Source organism: Streptomyces sp. NPDC006925 (genome assembly GCF_042869575.1).
GTDB lineage: Bacteria > Actinomycetota > Actinomycetes > Streptomycetales > Streptomycetaceae > Streptomyces.
The window spans coordinates 199,352-218,875 of record NZ_JBIAGB010000012.1 but is presented as its reverse complement, the minus strand read 5'-3'; the positions used below and the strand labels follow the sequence as shown (position 1 = coordinate 218,875).

At 74.8% G+C, this 19,524-nt stretch carries 17 protein-coding genes and 1 pseudogene; 6 read left to right on the top strand and 12 right to left on the bottom strand.

What is annotated here, in order from left to right:
* Window positions 1-137 precede the first annotated feature (137 nt).
* The 4 genes from ACFYNS_RS18690 to ACFYNS_RS18675 form a co-directional block, all read right to left on the bottom strand.
* On the bottom strand, window positions 138-1,835 hold the full coding sequence (locus tag ACFYNS_RS18690; protein WP_388603903.1) for a BCCT family transporter: 1,698 nt from the start codon (window positions 1,833-1,835) through the stop codon (window positions 138-140).
* Window positions 1,836-2,343: 508 nt separating this feature from the next.
* Window positions 2,344-3,006 (bottom strand): DUF4232 domain-containing protein, encoded by a 663-nt coding sequence (locus tag ACFYNS_RS18685; RefSeq protein ID WP_360301783.1) that lies wholly within the window; start codon window positions 3,004-3,006, stop codon window positions 2,344-2,346.
* Between the two features lie 207 nt (window positions 3,007-3,213).
* Window positions 3,214-3,843, bottom strand: coding sequence for a PAS domain-containing protein (locus ACFYNS_RS18680; protein WP_360301786.1), 630 nt, complete (start codon window positions 3,841-3,843; stop codon window positions 3,214-3,216).
* Complete coding sequence (locus ACFYNS_RS18675; protein WP_360301789.1) at window positions 3,840-5,012, bottom strand: pyridoxal-phosphate dependent enzyme; 1,173 nt, start codon at window positions 5,010-5,012, stop codon at window positions 3,840-3,842. Before ACFYNS_RS18675 ends, ACFYNS_RS18680 begins: the two co-directional genes overlap by 4 nt.
* A gap of 125 nt (window positions 5,013-5,137) precedes the next feature.
* On the opposite strand from ACFYNS_RS18675, the gene ACFYNS_RS18670 reads away from it, so the two are divergent.
* From ACFYNS_RS18670 to ACFYNS_RS18660, 3 genes are all read left to right on the top strand, one after another.
* Window positions 5,138-5,902 (top strand): formylglycine-generating enzyme family protein, encoded by a 765-nt coding sequence (locus ACFYNS_RS18670; protein ID WP_360301792.1) that lies wholly within the window; start codon window positions 5,138-5,140, stop codon window positions 5,900-5,902.
* A 250-nt stretch (window positions 5,903-6,152) separates the two neighbouring features.
* Complete coding sequence (locus ACFYNS_RS18665; protein WP_360301795.1) at window positions 6,153-6,851, top strand: HAD-IIIA family hydrolase; 699 nt, start codon at window positions 6,153-6,155, stop codon at window positions 6,849-6,851.
* Between the two features lie 196 nt (window positions 6,852-7,047).
* Window positions 7,048-7,611 (top strand): type 1 glutamine amidotransferase domain-containing protein, encoded by a 564-nt coding sequence (locus tag ACFYNS_RS18660; RefSeq protein ID WP_388603899.1) that lies wholly within the window; start codon window positions 7,048-7,050, stop codon window positions 7,609-7,611.
* A 77-nt stretch (window positions 7,612-7,688) separates the two neighbouring features.
* Here the strand turns inward: ACFYNS_RS18660 and ACFYNS_RS18655 are convergent, their stop codons facing one another.
* Window positions 7,689-8,276 carry a universal stress protein gene (locus tag ACFYNS_RS18655; RefSeq protein WP_360301800.1) on the bottom strand — a complete coding sequence of 196 codons (588 nt, stop codon included), beginning with the start codon at window positions 8,274-8,276 and terminating at the stop codon, window positions 7,689-7,691.
* A gap of 489 nt (window positions 8,277-8,765) precedes the next feature.
* Window positions 8,766-9,560 (bottom strand): type III effector protein, encoded by a 795-nt coding sequence (locus ACFYNS_RS18650; RefSeq protein ID WP_360301803.1) that lies wholly within the window; start codon window positions 9,558-9,560, stop codon window positions 8,766-8,768.
* A 759-nt stretch (window positions 9,561-10,319) separates the two neighbouring features.
* Here ACFYNS_RS18650 and ACFYNS_RS18645 point away from each other — a divergent pair.
* On the top strand, window positions 10,320-10,796 hold the full coding sequence (locus ACFYNS_RS18645) for a DUF2267 domain-containing protein (RefSeq protein WP_388603895.1): 477 nt from the start codon (window positions 10,320-10,322) through the stop codon (window positions 10,794-10,796).
* Window positions 10,797-10,999: 203 nt separating this feature from the next.
* Here the strand turns inward: ACFYNS_RS18645 and ACFYNS_RS18640 are convergent, their stop codons facing one another.
* A complete protein-coding gene (locus ACFYNS_RS18640; RefSeq protein ID WP_388603893.1) occupies window positions 11,000-12,013 on the bottom strand; it encodes a lantibiotic dehydratase C-terminal domain-containing protein in 1,014 nt (337 codons plus the stop codon).
* Window positions 12,010-13,353 (bottom strand): hypothetical protein, encoded by a 1,344-nt coding sequence (locus ACFYNS_RS18635; RefSeq protein WP_360302258.1) that lies wholly within the window; start codon window positions 13,351-13,353, stop codon window positions 12,010-12,012. Before ACFYNS_RS18635 ends, ACFYNS_RS18640 begins: the two co-directional genes overlap by 4 nt.
* Window positions 13,354-13,520: 167 nt before the next feature.
* Between ACFYNS_RS18635 and ACFYNS_RS18630 the strand changes: the two genes are divergently transcribed.
* Entirely contained in the window at window positions 13,521-14,042 is a 522-nt protein-coding gene (locus ACFYNS_RS18630) for a hypothetical protein (RefSeq protein WP_388603891.1), read from the top strand.
* Between the two features lie 634 nt (window positions 14,043-14,676).
* Here the strand turns inward: ACFYNS_RS18630 and ACFYNS_RS18625 are convergent.
* Entirely contained in the window at window positions 14,677-15,018 is a 342-nt protein-coding gene (locus ACFYNS_RS18625) for a transcriptional regulator (RefSeq protein ID WP_360302261.1), read from the bottom strand.
* Window positions 15,015-15,443 carry a hypothetical protein gene (locus ACFYNS_RS18620; protein ID WP_388603888.1) on the bottom strand — a complete coding sequence of 143 codons (429 nt, stop codon included), beginning with the start codon at window positions 15,441-15,443 and terminating at the stop codon, window positions 15,015-15,017. Before ACFYNS_RS18620 ends, ACFYNS_RS18625 begins: the two co-directional genes overlap by 4 nt.
* 206 nt (window positions 15,444-15,649) lie before the next feature.
* On the opposite strand from ACFYNS_RS18620, the gene ACFYNS_RS18615 reads away from it, so the two are divergent.
* Complete coding sequence (locus ACFYNS_RS18615) at window positions 15,650-17,359, top strand: chloride channel protein (protein WP_360302270.1); 1,710 nt, start codon at window positions 15,650-15,652, stop codon at window positions 17,357-17,359.
* A 287-nt stretch (window positions 17,360-17,646) separates the two neighbouring features.
* Here ACFYNS_RS18615 and ACFYNS_RS18610 read toward each other — a convergent pair.
* Both ACFYNS_RS18610 and ACFYNS_RS18605 read right to left on the bottom strand, forming a co-directional pair.
* A pseudogene (locus ACFYNS_RS18610) lies at window positions 17,647-18,162 on the bottom strand (MarR family winged helix-turn-helix transcriptional regulator); the annotation flags it as partial.
* 94 nt (window positions 18,163-18,256) lie between these two features.
* On the bottom strand, window positions 18,257-19,339 hold the full coding sequence (locus ACFYNS_RS18605) for a PP2C family protein-serine/threonine phosphatase (protein ID WP_360302267.1): 1,083 nt from the start codon (window positions 19,337-19,339) through the stop codon (window positions 18,257-18,259).
* Window positions 19,340-19,524: the final 185 nt, after the last annotated feature.

The window sequence follows — 19,524 nt, the reverse complement described above, 5'->3', positions numbered from 1 at the left end:
GCCCGCCCCCCCCCCCGCCGCCGCGCCGGGGGGGGGGGGGGGGGGGGCCGGCCCCCCCCCCCCCCCCCCCCCCCCCCCCCCCCCGGTCCATCAGGTCCGCCGCGCGGCGGCGCCGCGGGTATGTGCCGAGCGGGAGTTCAGCCGACCGGGTCCTTGGCCGGCCCCGCGGACTGCTCCGCGGCGGCGGACTGCCCGGATCCCTCCGCGGCGGCCGCCGGTGCCCCCGCAGGCCCCGGCTCCGGGTTCGGCTCCGGGTTCGGCTCCAAGGTCCTCGGCTTCCCGGCGTACGGGGCGCGGCTCAGTTCGGGGAAGTCCTCCTTCAGCGCCCGGAGCAGGCAGAACATGACCAGGAAGGCGATCACGAAGAACGGCAGCCCGATGACGGTGATGACCTGCTGGAGGGCGTCCAGCCCGCTCTTGCCGGTGGCCGCCAGCAGGGTGCCGCCGACCACGCCCTGCATCACGGCCCAGAAGACGCGCTGCCGGGTGGGGGTGCGCCTCTTCTCGTCCGCCCGCTCGCACAGCATGTCGACCACCATGGAGGCGGAGTCGGCGGAGGTGGTGAAGAAGATGACCACGATCAGCACCGACAGCGCCGAGACGAAGGTGGCCGCCGGGTAGTTGCCCAGAAACGTGAAGAGCGCGCCGGGCACGTCCCCGTCGTCCACGACCGCCTTGACCAGCCCGCCCGGGCCGTTCATCTCGATGTCGAACGAGCCCATGCCGAAGATGCTGAACCAGATCACCGTGAAGGCGGTGGGCAGCCCCAGCACGCCCACGACGAACTCCCGGATCGTGCGCCCCTTGGAGATGCGGGCGACGAAGATGCCGACGAACGGCGACCAGGTGATGGTCCAGGCCCAGTAGAAGACCGTCCAGCTCCCCTGCCAGCCGGTGTCGGCGAAGGTGTCGTTCCAGAACGAGAGCGGCACCACCGAACTGAGGTAGGTGCCGGTCGACTCGACGATGCCCTTGGCCATGAAGAGCGTCGGCCCGGCGACGAGGACGAAGACCAGCAGGCCGACGGCCATCAGGATGTTGACGTTGGACAGCATCTTGATGCCCTTGTCCAGGCCGCTGACCACGGAGGCCGTCGCGATCGCCGTCACACCCGCGATCAGCAGGACCTGGACCAGTTTGTTCTCCGGGACGCCGAAGAGTTCGTTCAGACCGCTGTTGATCTGCAGGGTGCCCAGCCCGATGGAGACGGAGACCCCGAAGAGGGTGCCCACGACGGCCGTGACGTCGACGGTCTTGCCGATCGGGCCGCTGATCCGGTCGCCGAGCAGCGGGTGCAGGATCGAGCTCACCCGGAAGGGCAGGCCGCGCTGGTAGACGAAGTAGGCGAAGGCCAGCGCCGGGAGGCAGAAGATGGCCCAGGTGTGCAGGCCGAAGTGGTAGAGGGCGAACGCCATCGCCCGTTCGGCCGCCGTGTTCGACTCCGGCTTGACGCCCTGTTCGGGCGGATCGGCGAAGTGGCTGATCGGTTCGGCGACCCCCCAGAACATCAGGATGGTGCCGATCCCCGCCGCGAAGAGCATCGCGAACCACGCGCCGTTGCTGTACTCGGGGCGTGCGTGCTGCCCGCCCAGTCGCACATGCCCGTAGCGGCTGAGCGCGATCCAGATCAGGAAGAGCACGAACGTGGTGACGCCGAGGATGTAGAACCATCCGAGGTTCGTGAGGATCCAGTCCGAGGCCGCCGTGAAGACGCTGTCGACCTGGTCGGTCAGCGTGATGGTGGTGGCGACGAACAGGACCGTCAGCGCCGCCGAGGTGAAGAAGATGACCGCGTCGGTCCGCAGACCCAGCCTGCGTTGCAGCTTGTCCAGCATGGAGTTGTCCCAACAGACGGGGAGGGAGTGCACTGAAGCGCGCCGGGCCGGGCTGATGCCAGAAGATGTGCGTTCGCCAATGATCGCCCCGACCGCGTTGAGCGTTGATGGTGGCACTCCCGATCAAGCACCGCATCCCCTGGACTCTTCTGTTGCACATTCGTGATCAGGTGCGTAACTACCATGTGAGAAAGCCGTGTTGACTCCCCGACTACTGTGGCGGGGCGCTGGTCACCGGCGGCCACCGGGGCGGGCCCGCAGAGGTCGGAGCACTGTGGGCAGCACCGGATCGGGGCGAGCCGCACACATGCGCAAAGAGGAGAAAGACGCCCTGCAGCCCGGCCGACCGGGCTGCCGGGCTGCCGACTGCCGGGCTGCCGACTGCCGGGCACCGCCCCGAACGCCCCGGCGGCCGGGTTCGCCCGCCGCCGGGGCGCGGGTGTACGGGGACACAGGTGTACGGGTGTACGGGGACGGGCCACGGCGCCGGATCGCGCGGCCGGTCCTCCTACTGCTTGCCGGTGCCGACGGGGTCGATCGTGACGCGGTCGGCGGCGCCCGGCCTGGCCGGAACGCTGATGCTGACCGGCAGTTCCCTGGCACGGGTCTCCCCGGGCGGGGTGACGAGGATGCTGCTGACGGGGACGCCGGAGCCGCCGGTGTCGTTCGGCGGGCAGTGCAGGGTGAAGCGGGTCTCCTCGCCCGATCCGAGGGCGACGGCCGGGGCGGTGCGGTCGCTGCGTTCGGCGCTGAGGGGCGCGCCGGCCTCCGGGGAGGTGAGGTCGACGCCGGGGAAGCCCTTGAGCGAGCAGGCATCGCCGCCGATGTTCCTGAAGCTGACCACGAGGTCGCCCTCGGCCATGCCGTGGGCCGCCTCGAAGAGGAGGTCCGACGTCCGGCAGCGCCCGGCGGTGGTCTTCCCGGTTCCGCTGCCCGGAGCGGACCGTACGTTCTTCGCGTCGCCGCCGCCGTCGTCGGAGGTCTCGGCGCTGCCGCCACCGGTCGGGGTCTGCTCGCCGGACCCCGTGCCGCGGCCGGAGCCGGACGATGAGGAGGCGGCGGCGGAGTCGGAGGCGTCCGACGTGGCGGTCGAGTCCTCCCCCTGGCAGGCGGTGAGCGAGAGCCCCGCGGCGAGGGTCAGGGCGGCGAGGGTGAGCTGCTGAGCGCGCATCGCTTCTTCCTTGTGCAGTGGGTGCCGTCCGCTCGGCACGGTGGGCGTCTACACAGGGCTCTGATCCACCCGGACCGTCGGATGTTCACACCCGGCCGCCCCTCTTACGCGCCTGTGACACACGGCCCGCCTCCGCACGGCGACCCGCCGCTCCCGCGCCGTCCCGCGCCGGCGCCGCCGCCCGGTTCGCCCGCCCGGCGCGCGGCGTCAGCGGCGCAGGTCGTTGTAGACCGTGGCTCTGGAGACCCCGAGGAGGCCCGTCAGGGCCGGTACCGCGCCCTTGAGTCCGAGGTAGCCCTGCTCCTGCACGGACTGGACGAGGGCGACGCGGTCAGCGGTGGTCAGGGCGCGCGGAGTGGTGCCGCGGGCGGCGGCGAAGGACTCCGCGACACCGCGCAGTTCGTCCAGGGTGCGGGCGCGCAGGGTCTCGGCGACGGGCGGCCGGTGGTCTTCCGTGCGCAGCAACTGCTCCAGGCCCCGGGTGAGGGTGGAGAGCAGCGAGACGTCCAGGTTGAGGCAGACGGCGGCGACGTAGACGCCCTCGCTGTTCCGGATGCCGACCGAGGTGCTCTTGGCGGGGCGGCCGTCGGGGAACCGGTTGGGATAGTTCTGCAAAACCTCGGGGTGGTCGGGGTCCGCGATCCGGGCCAGGCCCAGTTCGGTGGCCGGGTCGCCGACCCGGCGGCCGGAGAGGTTGTTCTCCACGGCGCGTACCGCGTGTTCGGGGTCGCGCAGGTCGTGCAGCACGGCTTCGCACAGGCCGGGGAACATTCGCCCGACGGCGGTGACGATCTTCTCCGCCTCGCGCAGCAGCAGTTCGTCCTCGGCGGCGCTCACGGTGTCCCCTCGACGATCTGCGCCGTCGCCGCCGGCGCCTTGAGGGCCGAGCCGGTGAGGATCACGACCGTGGTGCCGCCAGGCGGCAGTTCGCCGCGCGCAGCGAAGAGGTCGACGGCGGCCGCTGCGGTGGCGCTGGTGGGCTCCGCGTAGAGGCCGGTGGCCGCGAGGCGGCGCAGGGCCGAGGCGATGTCCTCCTCCGGGACGGCGGCTGTGGTCCCGCCCGAGCGGCGGACGGCGGCCAGCACTTCGGGGAGCCGGACGGGCTCCTTGATGGCCGTCCCCTCGGCCAGCGTCGGCCGCCACCGCCCGGACGCGGCGCTCTGCTCGGCGTCGGGTCCGGCGTGGAACGCGGCGTGCAGCGGCGCGCAGTTCGCCGGCTGGGCCACCAGGAGCCGGGGCAGGGCGGCGATCCGCCCTGCGGCGAGGAGTTCGCCGAACCCCAGATCGCAGCCCAGTACGGTGCTGCCCGCGCCGGCGACGGTGACCACGGCGTCCGGAGCGCGGAAGCCGAGGTCCTCCCAGATCTCGTAGGCCAGCGTCTTGGTGCCCTCCAGGAAGTACGGGTGCCAGTTGTGGCTCGCGTAGACGGTCTGCTCGGCCCGGCGCAGCGCCGCCGCGGCCGTCGCGTCCCGGTCGCCGTCCACCGGGGTCACCCGGGCCCCGTAGGCGGTGGCCTGCAGCGTCTTGGCGGGTGAGGTGTGCGCGGGGACGAGGATGGTGGCGCCGAGACCGGCGGCGGCGCAGTACGCGGCGATGGAGGAGCCGCCGTTGCCGGAGCTGTCCTCGAGAACCTGGTCGACCCCCTGGGCGGCCAGCGCTGAGATCATCACGCTGCTCCCGCGGTCCTTGAAGCTGCCGCTCGGGTTGAACCACTCCAGCTTGAAGCCGACCTCGACGCCGCCCCAGGTGCGTGCCAGCAGCGGAGTGCATCCTTCGCCCAGGCTGACCGGGGGCAGCGGGGGCAGCGCGGCCCGGTAGCGCCACAGCGACCGGTCGGCCGTCACGATGTCGGCCGGTCCCGGCGCGCGCGCCGGTGAGACCAGCAGTGGCGTGCCGTCGTCCCCCCGCCAGCGCAGCGGGTCCAGCGGGTAGCGGCGGCCGGAGCGCGGATCGCGCAGGTGGCGCGCCGGGGGCGCTTGGGGGGCGTTCGGGGAGGAGGTGGCCACGAGAGGTACTCCCTTGCCGGAGGTTCCGAGAGGGGACGGCACGCCCGGACTTGGACGCAGTATCTAAAATTAGACGCTTCGTCCAGGCTGCGCCAGGCCCGGCGAGGCGGTAGCGTCACCCGATCATGGAAGCGGAGACGCAGATCGAACTGGTCGCGATACCCCCGGGACGGGTCGCCCTGTCCGACCGGCGGACACAGCGGAGCTGGTCGGTCGACCTCGCGCCCTACCGACTGGCCGCGTATCCCGTCACCCAGGAGCTGTACGCACGGATCACCGGCGAGCGGCCGAGCACCGCACGCGGGGACCGGCTGCCCGTCGAGGGCGTGTCCTGGTGGGACGCCGTACGGTTCTGCAACGCCCTCTCGCGGCACGAGGGCCGCACACCGGCCTACCGACTGCGGGACGCCCCGGACGGCACGGCCGGGCACCGCGGGGACGACGACGGCTCGAGCATCGAGTGGAACCGCGACGCCGACGGGTACCGGCTGCCGACCGAGGCCGAATGGGAGCACGCCTGCCGCGCCGGGACCTCCGGACCGCGCTACGGGCCGCTGGACGAGATCGCCTGGTACCGCGGCACCTCGCGGGAGCGCCTCCACGAGGTGGGAGGCAGGCTTCCCAACGCGTGGGGACTGTACGACATGCTCGGCAACGTCTGGGACTGGTGCTGGGACCTGTACGACCCCGAGGTGTACGGCGGCTACCGGGTGCTGCGGGGCGGCGGCTGGTTCGACGAGCACTGGAGCTGCCGGGCCTCGGTGCGGCGCCGCAGCCATCCGACCTTCCGGGTGGAGGACGTGGGCTTCCGGGTCGCCCGGGGCGCCGCCGCAGGACACGGCGACGGGGCGGCCGGCGGTTGCGGCACCCGAGGGGCACCCGCAGGCTGAGGACAGCGGCGCCCCCCTCACCCCTCCGCGTCCCTCGCCCTCGTCCACGCTCCACGCCCGCATTCCACCGCCCGCGATGCCCGTGCGTGCGACCGCACACGGCGTCCGTGACCGCAGGAGTGTCCATGAACGCGCCCACAGCGTCGGCATCCCGCCCGCGGCATCCCCTTCCGGACGTGCCGGGCCGCCCGGGCCCGCGGAGGTGGCCGGCACCGCGCACGTGCCGGGCCGCGGGCGGGCACGGTCCCGCATGAGCGGCCCGGCGTCCGCGCGCGGGGCGGCGCCCGCGGAGGCCGGGGGCGCCCGTCCGGCGGCGGTCGTCCTGCGCACGGTGACCGCGTCCTGGTACCAGGACGGACCCGAGGAGCCGCTGGTGCGGCTCCCCCACGCGGGTTCGGGCCGGTGCCGGGCCGTGCCGGGGTGCGGGCAGCCCCGGGCCGTGCTCTTCGGCCGGGACGGCACCCTCGTCGAGGAGGTGCCGCACAACACCGATCCCGGCCGGATCCGCCCGCTGGCCTCGGCGCGCGAGGCGCTGGAGGCGCTGCGCACCGCCGGGGTGCATGCGGGAGTGGTGAGCAATCAACCCGGCATCGGATGCGGAGCCCTGCGGCTGGAGCAACTCGACGCGCTGCACGCGCGGATGGAGGCGCTGCTGGGACCGCTCGCGGTGACCGCCGTGTGCCCGCACCGGCCGCAGGACGAGTGCGCGTGCCGGAAGCCGGAACCCGGTCTGGTGTTCGCCGCGTGCCGGGTGCTGGGCGTGCGCCCGTCGGAGACCGCGGTGGTCGGAGGGCGCACCGCCGATCTGGGTGCCGCACATCGGGCGGGTGCCACCGGTGTGCTCGTGTCGGGGCCAGGTGCCTCGGCCGGTCCGGGGCGCCGCCCCGCACGGGCCGCACATCTGGATGCCGCGGTCCGGGCCCTGGTCGGCGCCCCGGCGGGACGCTGAGCGGGCCGGAGGCCGGGGGTCGGGGCACGCGGATCGCCGCCCGGGCACATCATGCGACCACCAGAACAGCAGCTGACCGTTTTGAGAGCTTTTATAGGCATGAGAGGCTGGCAGCGGAAGGCGTGTCGGGACCGCACGCGGCCGGGTTCGCCGCGCTACGAGCGGGAGTCCCCGGAACTCCGAAGGGAGCCGCATCATGACCGCCGAACTGCACGGCACACGAGTGGCCCTGCTCGCCACCGACGGCGTGGAGCGGGTCGAACTGGAGCAGCCGCGCGGCGCGCTGCACGGGGCCGGGGCGCGGACCGAGGTGATCGCGCTGCACAGCGGGGAGATCAACGCCCGCCAGATGGACATCGACCCGGCGGGCACCTTCACGGTGGACCGGACGGTTGCCGACGCGTCCGCCGACGACTACGACGCGCTGCTGCTGCCCGGTGGTGCGATGAACCCCGACCAGCTCCGCACCGATCCCGACGCGGTCGGCTTCGCCCGGGAGTTCATGCGCGCCGGAAAGCCCGTGGCGGCCATCTGCCACGGCCCGCTGACGCTGGTGGAGGCGGAGGCGGTCCGCGGCCGGCGCCTGACCTCCTGGCCCAGTATCCGCACGGATCTGCGCAACGCGGGCGCCGAGGTCGTCGAGGAGGAGGTCGTGATCGACGGGAACCTCGTCACCACCCGCGGCCCCGACGACCTGCCGGTCTTCTGCGAAGCTCTCGTCGCACAACTGGCCAGGGTCAGAACCCCCCAGTTCGCCTGACGTTCCGCGCGGATCGGCCACCGTCCGAGCAGCGGAAGGCCGGCCGACCGCCGCCCCCGGGCTCGGCGAGCCCGGCGTCAGACAGCCGCCCGACCGGATCCCCCGGACTGGAAGTGGACCGCTCTCGCGTGCCGCAACCGGGTGCGGAGAAGGACCGGGAAGCGCGGTGCGGGAACCGTGAGCACGGGGCAGCGGGCGCGGGTGAGGACGCGGCGGGCCGTGCCGCCGCGCCCGAACAGCCCCCAGCGCGCGCCGCGCACCCCGATGACCAGGCGGTCGTCCGGACGGTCGGCCGTCGCGCACAGGGCGCGCCAGGACCGGTCGCGCACCAGCCGCCGCTCGACTTCGGCCACTCCCGGAGGGTCGCCGCCGAACGCCTCGTCGAAGGCGCGGTCCAGCCGTGCGCGGGCCTCTCGACGCCAGTTCTCGGCCCAGATCCGGTCCGGCCGCAGCATGTACCCGGCTTCGCCGCGCGGTGGCTCCCAGGCCAGCACCGCCAGCAGCGGGCGACCGGTGCCGGCCGCCTCCCGCGCGGCAGCCCGCAGCGCCGCCAGACTCGCGAGCGACCCGCTCACGCCGACGACCAGCCGGCCCGGTCCCGCCGCACCGCCACCGCTCTTCCCCGCCGTCGCTCCGCTCCGCCCGGCGGCGGATCCGCCACTCATCACTCACCCCTCCTGCGTGTCGTCCCGTCCGATCTCTTCGCCGTCGCAGCACGTCCAACAGTCACTGCACAGCGGAGTCTGACCCTGATTGGACTGACATGACAGGGCCAATACGGTGAAACTGGCCTGCGAATGCCGTGAACCGCGGTGCCGAAGAGGATCTGTGCACGCCGCCGGGCCCGTCAGACCGTTCCGCCGTCCCACAGCCCCGCCGTCCGCCGTCCCGCCGTCCGGGTGACGCGGGACGGACGTCCCCGGTGTCCCGTGGGGCGCCCGGGAAGACCGGTCGGACCGGAGACCGGGCCGGAAGAGGAAGACGAACAGACCACCGGACGGCGGGCCGGGAGGCGGCCCCGACGGAGAGCCGCGACACCCGGGGCGGCGCCCGACGGGGCGTCACGCCCGAACCCCGGGCAGACGGCCGGTCCGGGTCCCCTCGCCGACGGCCACCTGCCGCCCACGGGCGCGACTGCCGCCCGACACGTGCCGTCAGGCCGTGTGGTCGGCTGCCTCCTCCGGGTGCGGCTCCGGGCGGGCACCGGCTCGGCCGGGCGCCGGTACGCCGGCCCCCGCCCCCTCGGGCGCGCCTGCTGAGTGGTCCGCCCGACGGGAGTCGGCGTCCCGGCGGAGCCGCCCGGCGTCGCGCGCGAGCGCGTCGACGCACTCCGCGAGTTCGGGGTGCCGGCCGGCCAGGTGCGGCCGGGTGTCCAGCAGCGGGCCGACCAGCCGCGCCGCGTCGCTGTCGGCGAGCTCCCCGGCGAGCAGGGCGCGGGATTCGGCGGGGAGGTCGGGCAGCGCGGTGATCCGACCGGCGAGCTGGCGCAGTTCGAAGGCGCGGTCCCGGGCCCAGGACGCCACCGTGCGGTCGGCCGCCCGGCGTTCGCGGGTGGCGCGCACCCGCTGTTCGCCGGTGGCGCCGGGAACCCCGGGACGGCCCCGCAGGTAGCGGCGCTCGGCCGCCTGCCTGCTGGCGACGCCGAGTGGCGCGGCCAGCTCGGCCCAGCTCGCCCCTGCCGTACGGGCGGTCTCGATCAACGCGGTCTCCCATCCGGCGAGTTGGTCGCGCACCTGTCGGAGCGTCAGCAGCGCGACCAGCGCCTGTTCGCAGTCGGCGGGCGGGAGGCCGGGTTCCGGGTCGGGTGGCGCCCGGTGGCCGGAGGGTGCCGTCTGCGCGCTGCGCACCGCGTCCTGGATCCGGTGCAGCGCTGCCGCGGCGGCGGGGAAGGAGACGGGTCCGGGACCGATCCCGGCGGTCGGCACCGGCTGCTCTTCAGGTGTGGGCACGGGGATCCTCCCCCTCGCACGTCGTCCACAGGGCGACAACCGCACTTGTCATCATTCTGACGACATGATACAAGGAGGACGAGGTGCAGCGCATAGGCGGAACACGGAGAAACTGCCCAGGCTCATCGGAGGTGTTCGTAACAGTGATGCGCACCGATCCGTTCCACGAGCCCGACCGTCGCACGCCACAGTTCCCGGGCGCGAGCGGCAATCGGCCCCGGCCGTCCGCGAGTCCGACGGACGCCCGCCGGGGCGGCGCCGCACGTCGTCGATCGGGCGCCGAACCCGCGCTCCACCCTCCGGGGGACGCCCCGGACGCGTTCGCCACCGAAGCCGGACGCAGCACCTCCGCCGGCCCGGCGGAACCCCGCCGCGCGGCCACCGACACACTGCGCGCCCGGCGCAGTGGGCGGCCACCGGACCTGCTCCTCCCCGGCACCGGGCCGGCCACCACCCGACGCGTCCACGCCGCTCACCCGGCGGACGCACCGAGCCTCCGGCGGCTCGCACCTGCCGAGGCCGTCCACACCACTGCCGGCGACGAAGCCGGACGCACGCGGATCAGCAACCGAGTCCACTGAGTTCTCGCGGCGGCGCGGCGCCGAGCACGGCGGACGGCCAGCGGGAGGGGAAGGGCGCTTCCCCGTCCCGCGGCCGATCCGCCCGTCCGGCGCACGAGAAGCCCGTCGGCCCGCTCCCCGAATTGACCGGGACCGGGCCCGGGACGCGCGCCGCCTCAACACAACCGGAGACCGAGACGTGTCACTGACGCAGATCAAGCCCCAGGCCGCCCCCGTCACGGAGGCCATGACGTACCACCGACTCGTCGAGCGGGTGCGCTACGACGGCGCCTACCCCACCCGCGAACGTGCCGACGCGGTGATCCACGCCGTCCTCACCTCCCTCGGCCGGCGCCTGCCCGAGGAGGAGCGCACCGAACTCGCCGGCGTGCTCCCCAAGGAGGCCGCACGCATCCTGACCTCTTCGGCCCGCGAGCCCGAGGAGTTCACCGGCTGGGAGTTCGTCGCCGACCTCGCCTCCCGCACCGGCGGCACCCCTGCCACAGCACGCTGGGACACCGGCACGGTGCTCGAACTGGTGGCCAAGCTCGCCGGTGAGGACCTGGTCGCCCGGATCCTGGACCGGCTCCCCGCCGGGTACGCGCTGCTCTTCGGCCGCGCCGAACTCACCCGCCCCGCCCCGCCGCAGCCCGCTCCCGCACCGCGCGCCGCCTGACCGCCCGTCGCCGACGCCGGGCCGGGCCGGGCCGGGCCGGGCCGGGCCGGGCCGGGCCGGAGGAACGACGGGCCCGCGCCGGAACGGGCCCGCCCGCATCTGACGGCAGGCCCGGGCAGGTTCCGGGGCGGGCGCCGCAACGCCCCCGCCCCGGCGTCCGCTCCCGGCACCGGCGCCCACTGCGAGCACGGGCGCCGCCGCTCTCAGCGCCCCGCCGTCAGCACGCGGGCGGCCAGCACCAGTGCTGCCTCCTCGGCGGGCGGGAAGCCCAGCCGGTTGTAGGTCATATGGACGTGGTGCAGCAGCAGTTCGGCACGGGGTACGGGGACGCGGGCCGCCGCACAGCGGTCCAGCACCGCCGACACCAGCGCCGCATGTGCCGCGCACCGGCGGCGGACGGCCTCGCCCGGCCGGGGCGCTTCCCCCACCTGCGATGCCAGGGCGCGCAGCCGCTCCCGGGTCTCGTCCGCCGGGAGCACCAGCCGCAGCCGGGCCAGCCACCGGCGCCGGTGCGCGGTCCAGAACGCGTCCCGCTCGCCCGGTGCCAGACAGCCCGCCACCAGCGTGCCGGTGAGTTCGACGGCGGCGGCGGCCCGCTCGAAGGCGGCGGGCAGCGCCACCAGTTCCGTCTCGGAGAGCAGCGCGCAGCAGTCGGTGAAGACTTCCTCGGCCGCGGCGATACCCGCCGTTCCGCCGTACTTGGCGCGTTCGGGCGCGTAGGGGGCGGGGCTCGCCCCGACGGGCTGGCGCCGGGGCGCCATGGTGGGTTCGGCGGGCAGCAGTCCGCCGCCGTCCGCGTGCTCCGGTTCCGGCAGCGCGGCCAGCAGCGCCCGCACTTCGGGGGTGCGGCTGTGCAGTGTGTCGGCCTGCTCGGGCGTGCAGCGGATGCGCAGCCGCAGGTGATGGCCGGTCGCGTCCCAGTACCGCAGGAAGTGCCAGTCCGGCGCTCGCAGTTCGGTGGCACGGGTCGCCAGCCAGGGCAGCACCGCATGGACGGCGGCGTCCATCCGGGCAGGCCCTCCGGGATAGGCCCGCAGATACCACCAGTCCCAGGCGCCACCGGCGCGCTCGTACGCGGCTCCGGCACTCGCCGACGCGGGCTGCGCGAGACTCGCGTCAGCGCTCGCGCCCTCGGTCTCGACCTCGGCCTCGGACTCGACCTCGGCTTCGGCGCCCTCGTGTGCCGCCTCTCCGGGGCGGGCAGCGGTGCTGGTCATCCCTCCTCCTCACCGGTGTCGGCCCAGTGCAGCAGGGCCGCGTGCTCGGCCGCGCGCCGGTGGCCGTCCGCGTCGCGCAGCGGATGCTCGTCGTGTGCGGGCAGCGCCTCGACCAGCCGCAGATGGCCGGTGCCCGGGGTGATCCAGTGGGCCAGGACCTCCAGCGAGACGGCCGAGTCCAGCCGGACCCACAGCGGCTTGCGGTCGTGGTCGAGGCCGAACCCGCCGCCGTTCGCGGGCAGCAGGTAGGCGAACATCTCGCGGGGCATCCCGTGCGCGCGGCGGAAGGCGTCCATCGCGGCGACCCCCGCCGCGTCGCAGCCCGCGTCCGGGGACGGCAGCGGGAGCCGGTGCACCGGGACGATCCAGGAGGCCCGTCGCGTCACCACCGTGCCCGCACCCTCCAGCGTCTCCCTGTCCTGTACGCGCACCTGCTCCGGGTCGCGGGGCAGGTGGAAGGGCATCCGGTGGTCGGACAGCGGCGATCCGTTGATCCACGGGTCGGACAGCACCGCCAGGAAGCGGGCGAACCTGGGGAACAGATGGGTGGGCACCAGACCGGTGTAGGCGGCCGCCAGCGGCAATCCGTCCGGTGCCAGCAGGGTGAGGGTGTCCTGCCGCGGATCGTGCACCAGGCGGGTGGCGTCCAGCGGAAGCGCGTCGGCGGCGCCGAGTTCCCCGGGCAGGGTGAGCGGGGGCAGCAGCCCGCAGGACTGGGCCTGCGCGGTGCTGCACTCGGTCCACAGCACCAGTTCGCGGTGGTGTGCGGCATGCGGCCAGCAGCGGCGTACATGGCCGCGGAGCGACTCCGCGAACTCGCCGCCGAGCAGTTCCGTGAAGCGGGTGAGCAGGCCGCCGGTACCGGGGTTGAACTGGTTGACGACCAGTCGCGGGCCGCCGTCCGCCGCGGCGTCGTGCCCGCCGCGGATCTGCTGGAACAGCAGGGCGGCGGTGGGCGGCGCGCTGCTCGGGCCGACCGGGAGCCAGGCCCGCTCCCCCGGGTCCTCGCGCGCGGCGAGGTCGAGCTGTACGGCCCGCTCCAGTTCCGGGTCGCGGTCGCTCTCGGCGCCGCAGCGCATGGCGAAGCCGAGGACGTCGTCGCAGCTGCCGTAGGCGGCCACGAAGCGGCGCACCAGGGTGTCGTAGAGGTGCGAGCGGAACAGCCGGGGGCGGATCTCGGCGCCCAGCCGGCGCAGGTCCTCCGCCGTGCGCTCGTCCGCCACGACCGGCGGCAGCCGCAGTCCGGTGGCCGCGTCCTCGTACCAGACCTCGGCGGGCTCGAACCGGTCCCAGCCCGCCGTGCGGGCCCACTCCCGGCCCAGCCCGCGCACGCGCGCCACGGCTCCGGCGCGCCGCCGGGGGCCTCGGTACCCGGCCGGACGGGCTCGGCCAGCCGCTCCCGTTCGGCGGCCAGGGCCCGCAACTGGCCCACGACCGCGAGCCCGTCCGCCGCGTCGGTTCCGTCCACCGTGTCGGTTCCGTCCACCGTGTCGGTTCCGTCCACCGCGTGCCCGGCGGCCGGCGCCTGCGCGGCGCCGGTCGGCTCCGCGTCGGGCAGCTGCCGGGTGAGCGCCAGCAGGGCGTCCAGTGCGTCCTCGCCGCGCCGCCACGGGGGGACCGGCGCCAGGACGCCGCTGTCGAGCATCCGCAGGAAGCGCCGGAAGGGGTCCGGCCCGCCGAGGGTGCGCAGCGCGTCGCCGTGCGCCAGGGTGTCGTCGGCGTGCTCCGGGGTGGTGGTGCCGCCGCCGGCCGGCATGCCGTCACCGGGAACCGGCGTGCCCTCGCCGCGGGCCGAAGCAGCGTCGCCACCGGCCCGCGCCCCCTCACCGTCGGCCGACACGCCCTCGTCCGGCGTGCGGGCGGCCGCCAGGGACCGGGCCCAGTCCGCCGCCGGGCCCCCTCGACCACCTGGTCCAGCCGCCAGGTGACCCCGCCGGTGGCCACGTACTCGGGGTGGAGCATCAGCGGCGCCCCCGCGCCCGCCGCCTCCGCCGCGGGGGCGGCCGGGCGGACGGGGGCCGGACGGTAGCGCAGCAGCTGCGCGGTGCGGCGTGAGCGGGCCAGCGCGTACAGGGCGGTGAGGGAGAGCGTGGCGGACACCTGCTGCACGGCGCGGCCGTCGTGGGCGCCGCCGGGGACGCCGACCGTCGTCAGCCGGGCGAAGGGGCTGGTCTTGGCGGCGGCGCGGACGGTGTACGAGTACAGCGTCCGCATCGCCCGCTGCCGCTTGCGGTTGCCGCGCGCCCTGCCGTAGCGCACCCAGTCGGGGGTGGCCAGCGCCAGGGAGTGCGCGAACGACGGTTCCTCCAGGGCGGCTGCCAGGGTGTCCTCGGCCGCGGCGCGGTCGCGGGCGACCTCCTTGTCCAGCTCCTCGGCCACCGCCTGCGCGGCGGCGGTCAACTCCTGCCAGCGGCGCAGCGCGCCGCGCGCCTCCTCGTCCGCGTACTCGGCGATCCGCGCAGTGGTCGGCCCGTCCCAGCCCGGCGGGGCGGCGCGGTGTGCGGCGCGGCGTGCGGCCAGTACGGCGCGGCGCAGGTCGCGGGCGTCGTCGAGGAGGGGGACGAGGGCGTAGAGGATGTCTTCGACCCGGGGCCGCAGCTCCTCCAGCGCGCCGCTCAGCTCGGCGTGCCGGTCCAGGAGTTCGGCGGCCCGGACGGGAGGGGCTACCGCTCGCCGGGGTCCGCCGGCGGCTCCGCCTCCGGACCCCGGGCGATGGCCTGGAGGCCCTCGCAGTGCTCCTGGAAGATCCGCCTGCCCTTCGGGGTGGCCTTGAGCCAGGTGCGCGGGCGCTTCCCGAGGTATCCCTTCTCCACCTCGACCAGGCCCGCCTCCTCGAGCGCCGCGGACTGCTTGGAGAGCGCCGAGTCGCTGACCTCCACCACGTCCCGGACGAAGCGGAACTCCAGCCGTTCGGCCGTGGCCAGCGCGGCCAGCACGGAGAACCGGACCGGGGACTGCAGCAGCGGCTCCAGCCGGTGACGCGGGTGCCGTGCGGTGCTGCTCACCGTGCACCCGCCCGGCGGGCCAGCAGCGCCGCGCCCAGCGTCCATGCCGCGAGCACGGCCAGCGCGGCCGGCCACCACAGCGGCGGGGCGCCCCCCGGCCAGACCGAGCCGGTGACGACCGCTGCCACGTACAGCGCGCTCCAGCCCGCGCTGAAGACGAGGTGGAAGCGGCGGAAGCGGCGGGTGACGACGGGCCGGGTGCCCGCGTACCCCATGGCCGCCATGCCGAGGACGGCCCCGACCGCGTTGAGCGTCACGGCGGCCGCGGGAGCCGTCCGGGCCGCCGCGGCGGCGCCGAGCAGCAGCACGGTGAACCCGAGGAAGCCCAGCAGATAGCGCGCGTACCAGTCGGCGTGGGCCCGCTGCCCGGCTCCCTGCACCGCGTCCCGCTGGGCGAGTGCCGCCCGTGCCTGCGCTGCCTCCATGACCTGCCTTCCGTGTTGTCGGCCGTTCACGTTCTTTCAGGCTAGGCATCTACTTTCCACTTTGGCAAGTCCTCTGCTCACTGTCCGTGCACTTGACAAGCTTTGCATAATGCAAAAGTAAGAAGGGAGCAGTGATGGTCGGCATAAGGGCCGGTGGCAGCAGAGGTACGACGAGTGCATGGGTGCGCTCCGCACCATGGGGGCTGATGCTGCTGGCCGTCCTCACCGGAGCGGGAGCGGGCCTCGGCTCGATCGTGTTCCGCTGGTGCATCGAGCAGTTCACCCGGCTCTTCTCCGGACACGAGGACTACGCAGCCGACCCCGGCTCGGCACACCCCCACCTGTCCTGGCTGGGGCCGTTCTTCGTGGTGCTGGCACCGGTGGTGGGCGGACTGCTGTACGGCCCGCTCGTCCAGCGCTTCGCCAAGGAGGCGCGCGGACACGGGGTGCCCGAGGTGATGCTCGCGGTGGCGCAGCGCGGCGGGCGGATCAGCCCGAAGGTCGCGGTCGTCAAGACGCTCGCCTCCGCGCTGACCATCGGCTCCGGCGGTTCGGTGGGCCGCGAGGGCCCGATCGTGCAGGTCGGCTCCGCGCTCGGGGCCACCATGGGCCGCCTGGTACGCGCCGACGAGGGGCGGCTGCGGCTGCTGGTGGCCTGCGGTGCCGCGGGCGGCATCGCCGCGACGTTCAACGCCCCGCTGGCGGGCGTGTTCTTCGCCATGGAACTCATCCTCATGACCTTCAGCGCCGAGGCGTTCGGCGCCGCGGTGCTCTCCAGCGTCACCGCGAGCGTGATCGGCCGGGCCGCGTTCGGAGACGTGGCCTTCCTCGAACTCCCCGCCTTCCACGTCGACCACCTGGGCCAGTACGGCCTCTTCGCGGTGCTGGGAGTGATCGCCGGCGCCGTGGGGGTGGGCTTCTCGCGCATCCTGTACGCGATCGAGGACGCCTGCGACTGGCTGTGGCGCGGCCCCGAATGGCTGCGGCCCGCCGCCGGAGGACTGGTGCTGGGGCTGCTGCTGCTCGCGCTGCCGCAGATGTACGGAGTGGGCTACCCGGTGCTGGAGAACGCCACCGAGGGCGAGTACGCGGTGGGCTTCCTGCTCCTGCTGCTCGTCGGCAAGATCCTGGCGACCAGCGTGACCATCGGCATCGGCGGCTCCGGCGGCGTGTTCGCGCCGAGCCTGTTCATGGGCGCGATGCTGGGCGCCGCCTACGGCGCGGTGCTGCACCAGGTCCTGCCGCACAGCGCGGGCGCCGTCGGCGCCTACGCACTGGTGGGGATGGGCGCGGTCTTCGCCGGGGCGTCCCGGGCCCCGATCACCGCCGTGGTCATCCTCTTCGAGCTGACCGGCGAGTACTCGATCATCCTGTCCATGATGCTGGCGATCGCGCTGGCCACGGCGACCGGACGGCTGCTGTCCCGCGACACCGTCTACACGCTCAAGCTGCGCCGCCGCGGCATCGACCTGGAGGGCCCGGCACAGGGCGCGCCGCTGGGCGGCCAGCCGGTCGGCTCCGTGATGGAGGCGCTCCCCGAACCGCTCTGCGCCAGCACCCCGCTGACCGAGGCCGCCGACGTGCTGAGTCTCTCCGGGCACGGGGCACTGCCGGTACTGGACCCCGCGGGCCGGTACGCGGGAGTGGTCACCACCCGGGCGGTGGCCGAAGCGCTGTCCGAGCAGCCGGACGGCGCCCCCACCACGGCGGGCGACCTGGTCCACCGGCCGCCGGTCGTGGAGCCGGACGAGCCGCTGGCCACGGCGCTGCACTCGCTCGCAGACTCGGTGGGCAGCGGGGTGCCGGTGCTGGACCCCGAACGGGGCGTCCCGGTGGGCTGGCTCAGCCACCGCAGCGCCCTGCGCGCCCTGCACGCCCCGGCCGCAGCGCCGGCCCCGGAGTCCGTACCGGCCTGACCGGTCCCGGCACCGGACGGCTCCGGGTCCGGACGGCTCCGGGTCCGGACGGCTCCGGGTCCGGACGGCGCCTCAGGTCACGACCGGTCCCAGGTCCGGTCCGCGGGCCGGCCCGAGGGCTGTTCGCGGGGTCTGTGCGGGGCCTGTCCCCCGGGTCGACCCGGAGACTGCTCCCCAGGAACGCCCGCCGAGGACGGCTCCCCCGGCCCACCCGGGGACTGCTCCCCGGCTCCCCCAGGGGACCGCTCCACCGCGCCGTCCGGCGCGGTCGGCGGTGCCGCGAGGTCGGCCAGGTCGCCCCAGCCCAGCGGGTAGGGGACGTCGGCGTCCGTGGGGGGCACCGGCGGTTCGCCGCCCGCCCGGTTGAAGTCCGTCAGAGCCTCGATGAGCGCCGCACGCCGGTCGGGGGCGAGCCGTTCGACGACGGCCGCCAGCTCCCGGCGGCGGCGGGAGGTGACGCTGCCCACGATGCGCCGCCCCTCGCCGGTGAGCGTGAGGAGAGTCTCGCGGCGGTTGTGCGGGTTGGTCTGGCGGTCCACGAACCCGGCCGTGATCAGCCGGTCCGCCATCCGCATGGCCGTCGAGGGCGCCACCCGCAGCAGCTCGGCGACCGCCACCAGCTTGGTGGCGCCGCGGGAGGAGAGGGCCACCAGCATCCGGAACTGCGGCAGCGTCACCCGGTCCTCGACCTCGGCCAGCGAACTGGCCGACACCGCCACCAGCACCCTGGACGCGGTCAGTACGGCGCGGGTGACCGCGTCCACATCGTCCAAACCCTCCAGCGGGTCTCCGCTCTCGGTCATGTCCCCTTTTTACCGCTTCCTTCTCTTCCACATCCTGCGGTCTCCCTGGCCGGCCGGTCACCGGACAGCTCGCCCACCCCGGGCACGCGGGGCCTCAGTCGCGCCCGGGGCCGCGCCCGGGGCGGTAGCGCACCAGGAGCATCGCGGCGTCGTCGTCCTGGACGCCGCCGGTGTAGCGGTCCACATCCTCCCGCAGCGTGTCCAGCGCGGCCTGCGCGTCGCCGGTGCGCAGCAGCCCGCCCTTGTCCTTGAGCGGGTAGAAGTCGCCCTCGCCGTTCCGGGCCTCGGTCACCCCGTCGGTGTACAGGAGGAGTTGGTCGCCCGGCGCGAACTCGGCGCTGAACGCGGCGGGCGGCTCGCCGCCGTGCGCGGCCAGCCCGAGCGGCAGCGCGTAGCTGGCGGGCCGCGGGAAGTCCACCACGCCGCCCCGGCGGACCAGCATCGGCGGTGGATGGCCATGGTTGAGGAAGACCACGGTGCGCTCCTTGGGGCGGACCTCGGCGATGATGGCCGTCACGAACTTCTCGTCCTCCAACTCCCTTCCCACGCTGCGCTCCAGCCGGGCGCCCAGCTGCGTCAGGTCCGGCTCCTCGTAGGCGGCCTCCCGGAAGGTGCCGAGCACCACGGACGCGGTCTCCACCGCCGCCAGCCCCTTGCCCTGCACGTCGCCGACGATCAGCCGTATCCGGTCGGCGGACGCGGCCACCTCGTACAGGTCGCCGCCGATCCGCGCCTCGGCCACGGCCGAGGTGTAGGAGACCGCCACCCGCAGCGGGCCCGCGCTGCGCGGAACGGGGCGCAGCAGCACCCGCTGGGCGACCTCCGCGATCGATCGCACGCTGGCCAGCTCCTGCTCGCGCCGGCCCCGCATGATCGCCGCCACCACACCGGCGACGGTGACCCCGGCGACGGAGGCCAGGGCCGTGTAGCCGCGCCGGGTCAGCAGGAGGTCGTCGTAGACCCCGAGCCCGACGCAGAGCAGCATCGCCAGCGCACCCACGACCAGGGTGCGCCGCCAGGTGCCGACCAGTCCGGCGAAGGCGGGGCCGAGGGAGACCAGCGGCAGGAAGCCCACCTCGGGGCCGGCCAGCATGTCGACACCGGCCACCACTGCCATCACCAGGACCGGCAGCAGCACCAGCACGGTGTAGGTACGCTGCTCGCGCCCCTCAGCCATGGTGCTCCCTTGCGACGTCGCGCCTGCGGAACCGCTTCCGCCGCGGTCCTTCGCTCGGAACTTCACCCTAAGCAACGGCCGCAGCGGGCCACGGGTGCCCGGGCCGTCTCGTTATCCGATCGCAGCGCCCCGCCGCAGGGTGCCCGCGCCCGCCGCACGGCCCCCGCGCGGCAGCGGCCCCCGGC

Excerpts from the sequence above, each read along its gene's own strand:
- ACFYNS_RS18690 (WP_388603903.1), bottom strand. The coding sequence starts at position 1,835 with ATGCTGGACAAGCTGCAACGCAGGCTGGGTCTGCGGACCGACGCGGTC.
- ACFYNS_RS18685 (WP_360301783.1), bottom strand. The coding sequence starts at position 3,006 with ATGCGCGCTCAGCAGCTCACCCTCGCCGCCCTGACCCTCGCCGCGGGG.
- ACFYNS_RS18670 (WP_360301792.1), top strand. The coding sequence starts at position 5,138 with ATGGAAGCGGAGACGCAGATCGAACTGGTCGCGATACCCCCGGGACGG.
- ACFYNS_RS18665 (WP_360301795.1), top strand. The coding sequence starts at position 6,153 with ATGAGCGGCCCGGCGTCCGCGCGCGGGGCGGCGCCCGCGGAGGCCGGG.
- ACFYNS_RS18660 (WP_388603899.1), top strand. The coding sequence starts at position 7,048 with ATGACCGCCGAACTGCACGGCACACGAGTGGCCCTGCTCGCCACCGAC.
- ACFYNS_RS18655 (WP_360301800.1), bottom strand. The coding sequence starts at position 8,276 with ATGAGTGGCGGATCCGCCGCCGGGCGGAGCGGAGCGACGGCGGGGAAG.
- ACFYNS_RS18640 (WP_388603893.1), bottom strand. The coding sequence starts at position 12,013 with ATGACCAGCACCGCTGCCCGCCCCGGAGAGGCGGCACACGAGGGCGCC.
- ACFYNS_RS18620 (WP_388603888.1), bottom strand. The coding sequence starts at position 15,443 with ATGGAGGCAGCGCAGGCACGGGCGGCACTCGCCCAGCGGGACGCGGTG.
- ACFYNS_RS18615 (WP_360302270.1), top strand. The coding sequence starts at position 15,650 with ATGCTGCTGGCCGTCCTCACCGGAGCGGGAGCGGGCCTCGGCTCGATC.
- ACFYNS_RS18605 (WP_360302267.1), bottom strand. The coding sequence starts at position 19,339 with ATGGCTGAGGGGCGCGAGCAGCGTACCTACACCGTGCTGGTGCTGCTG.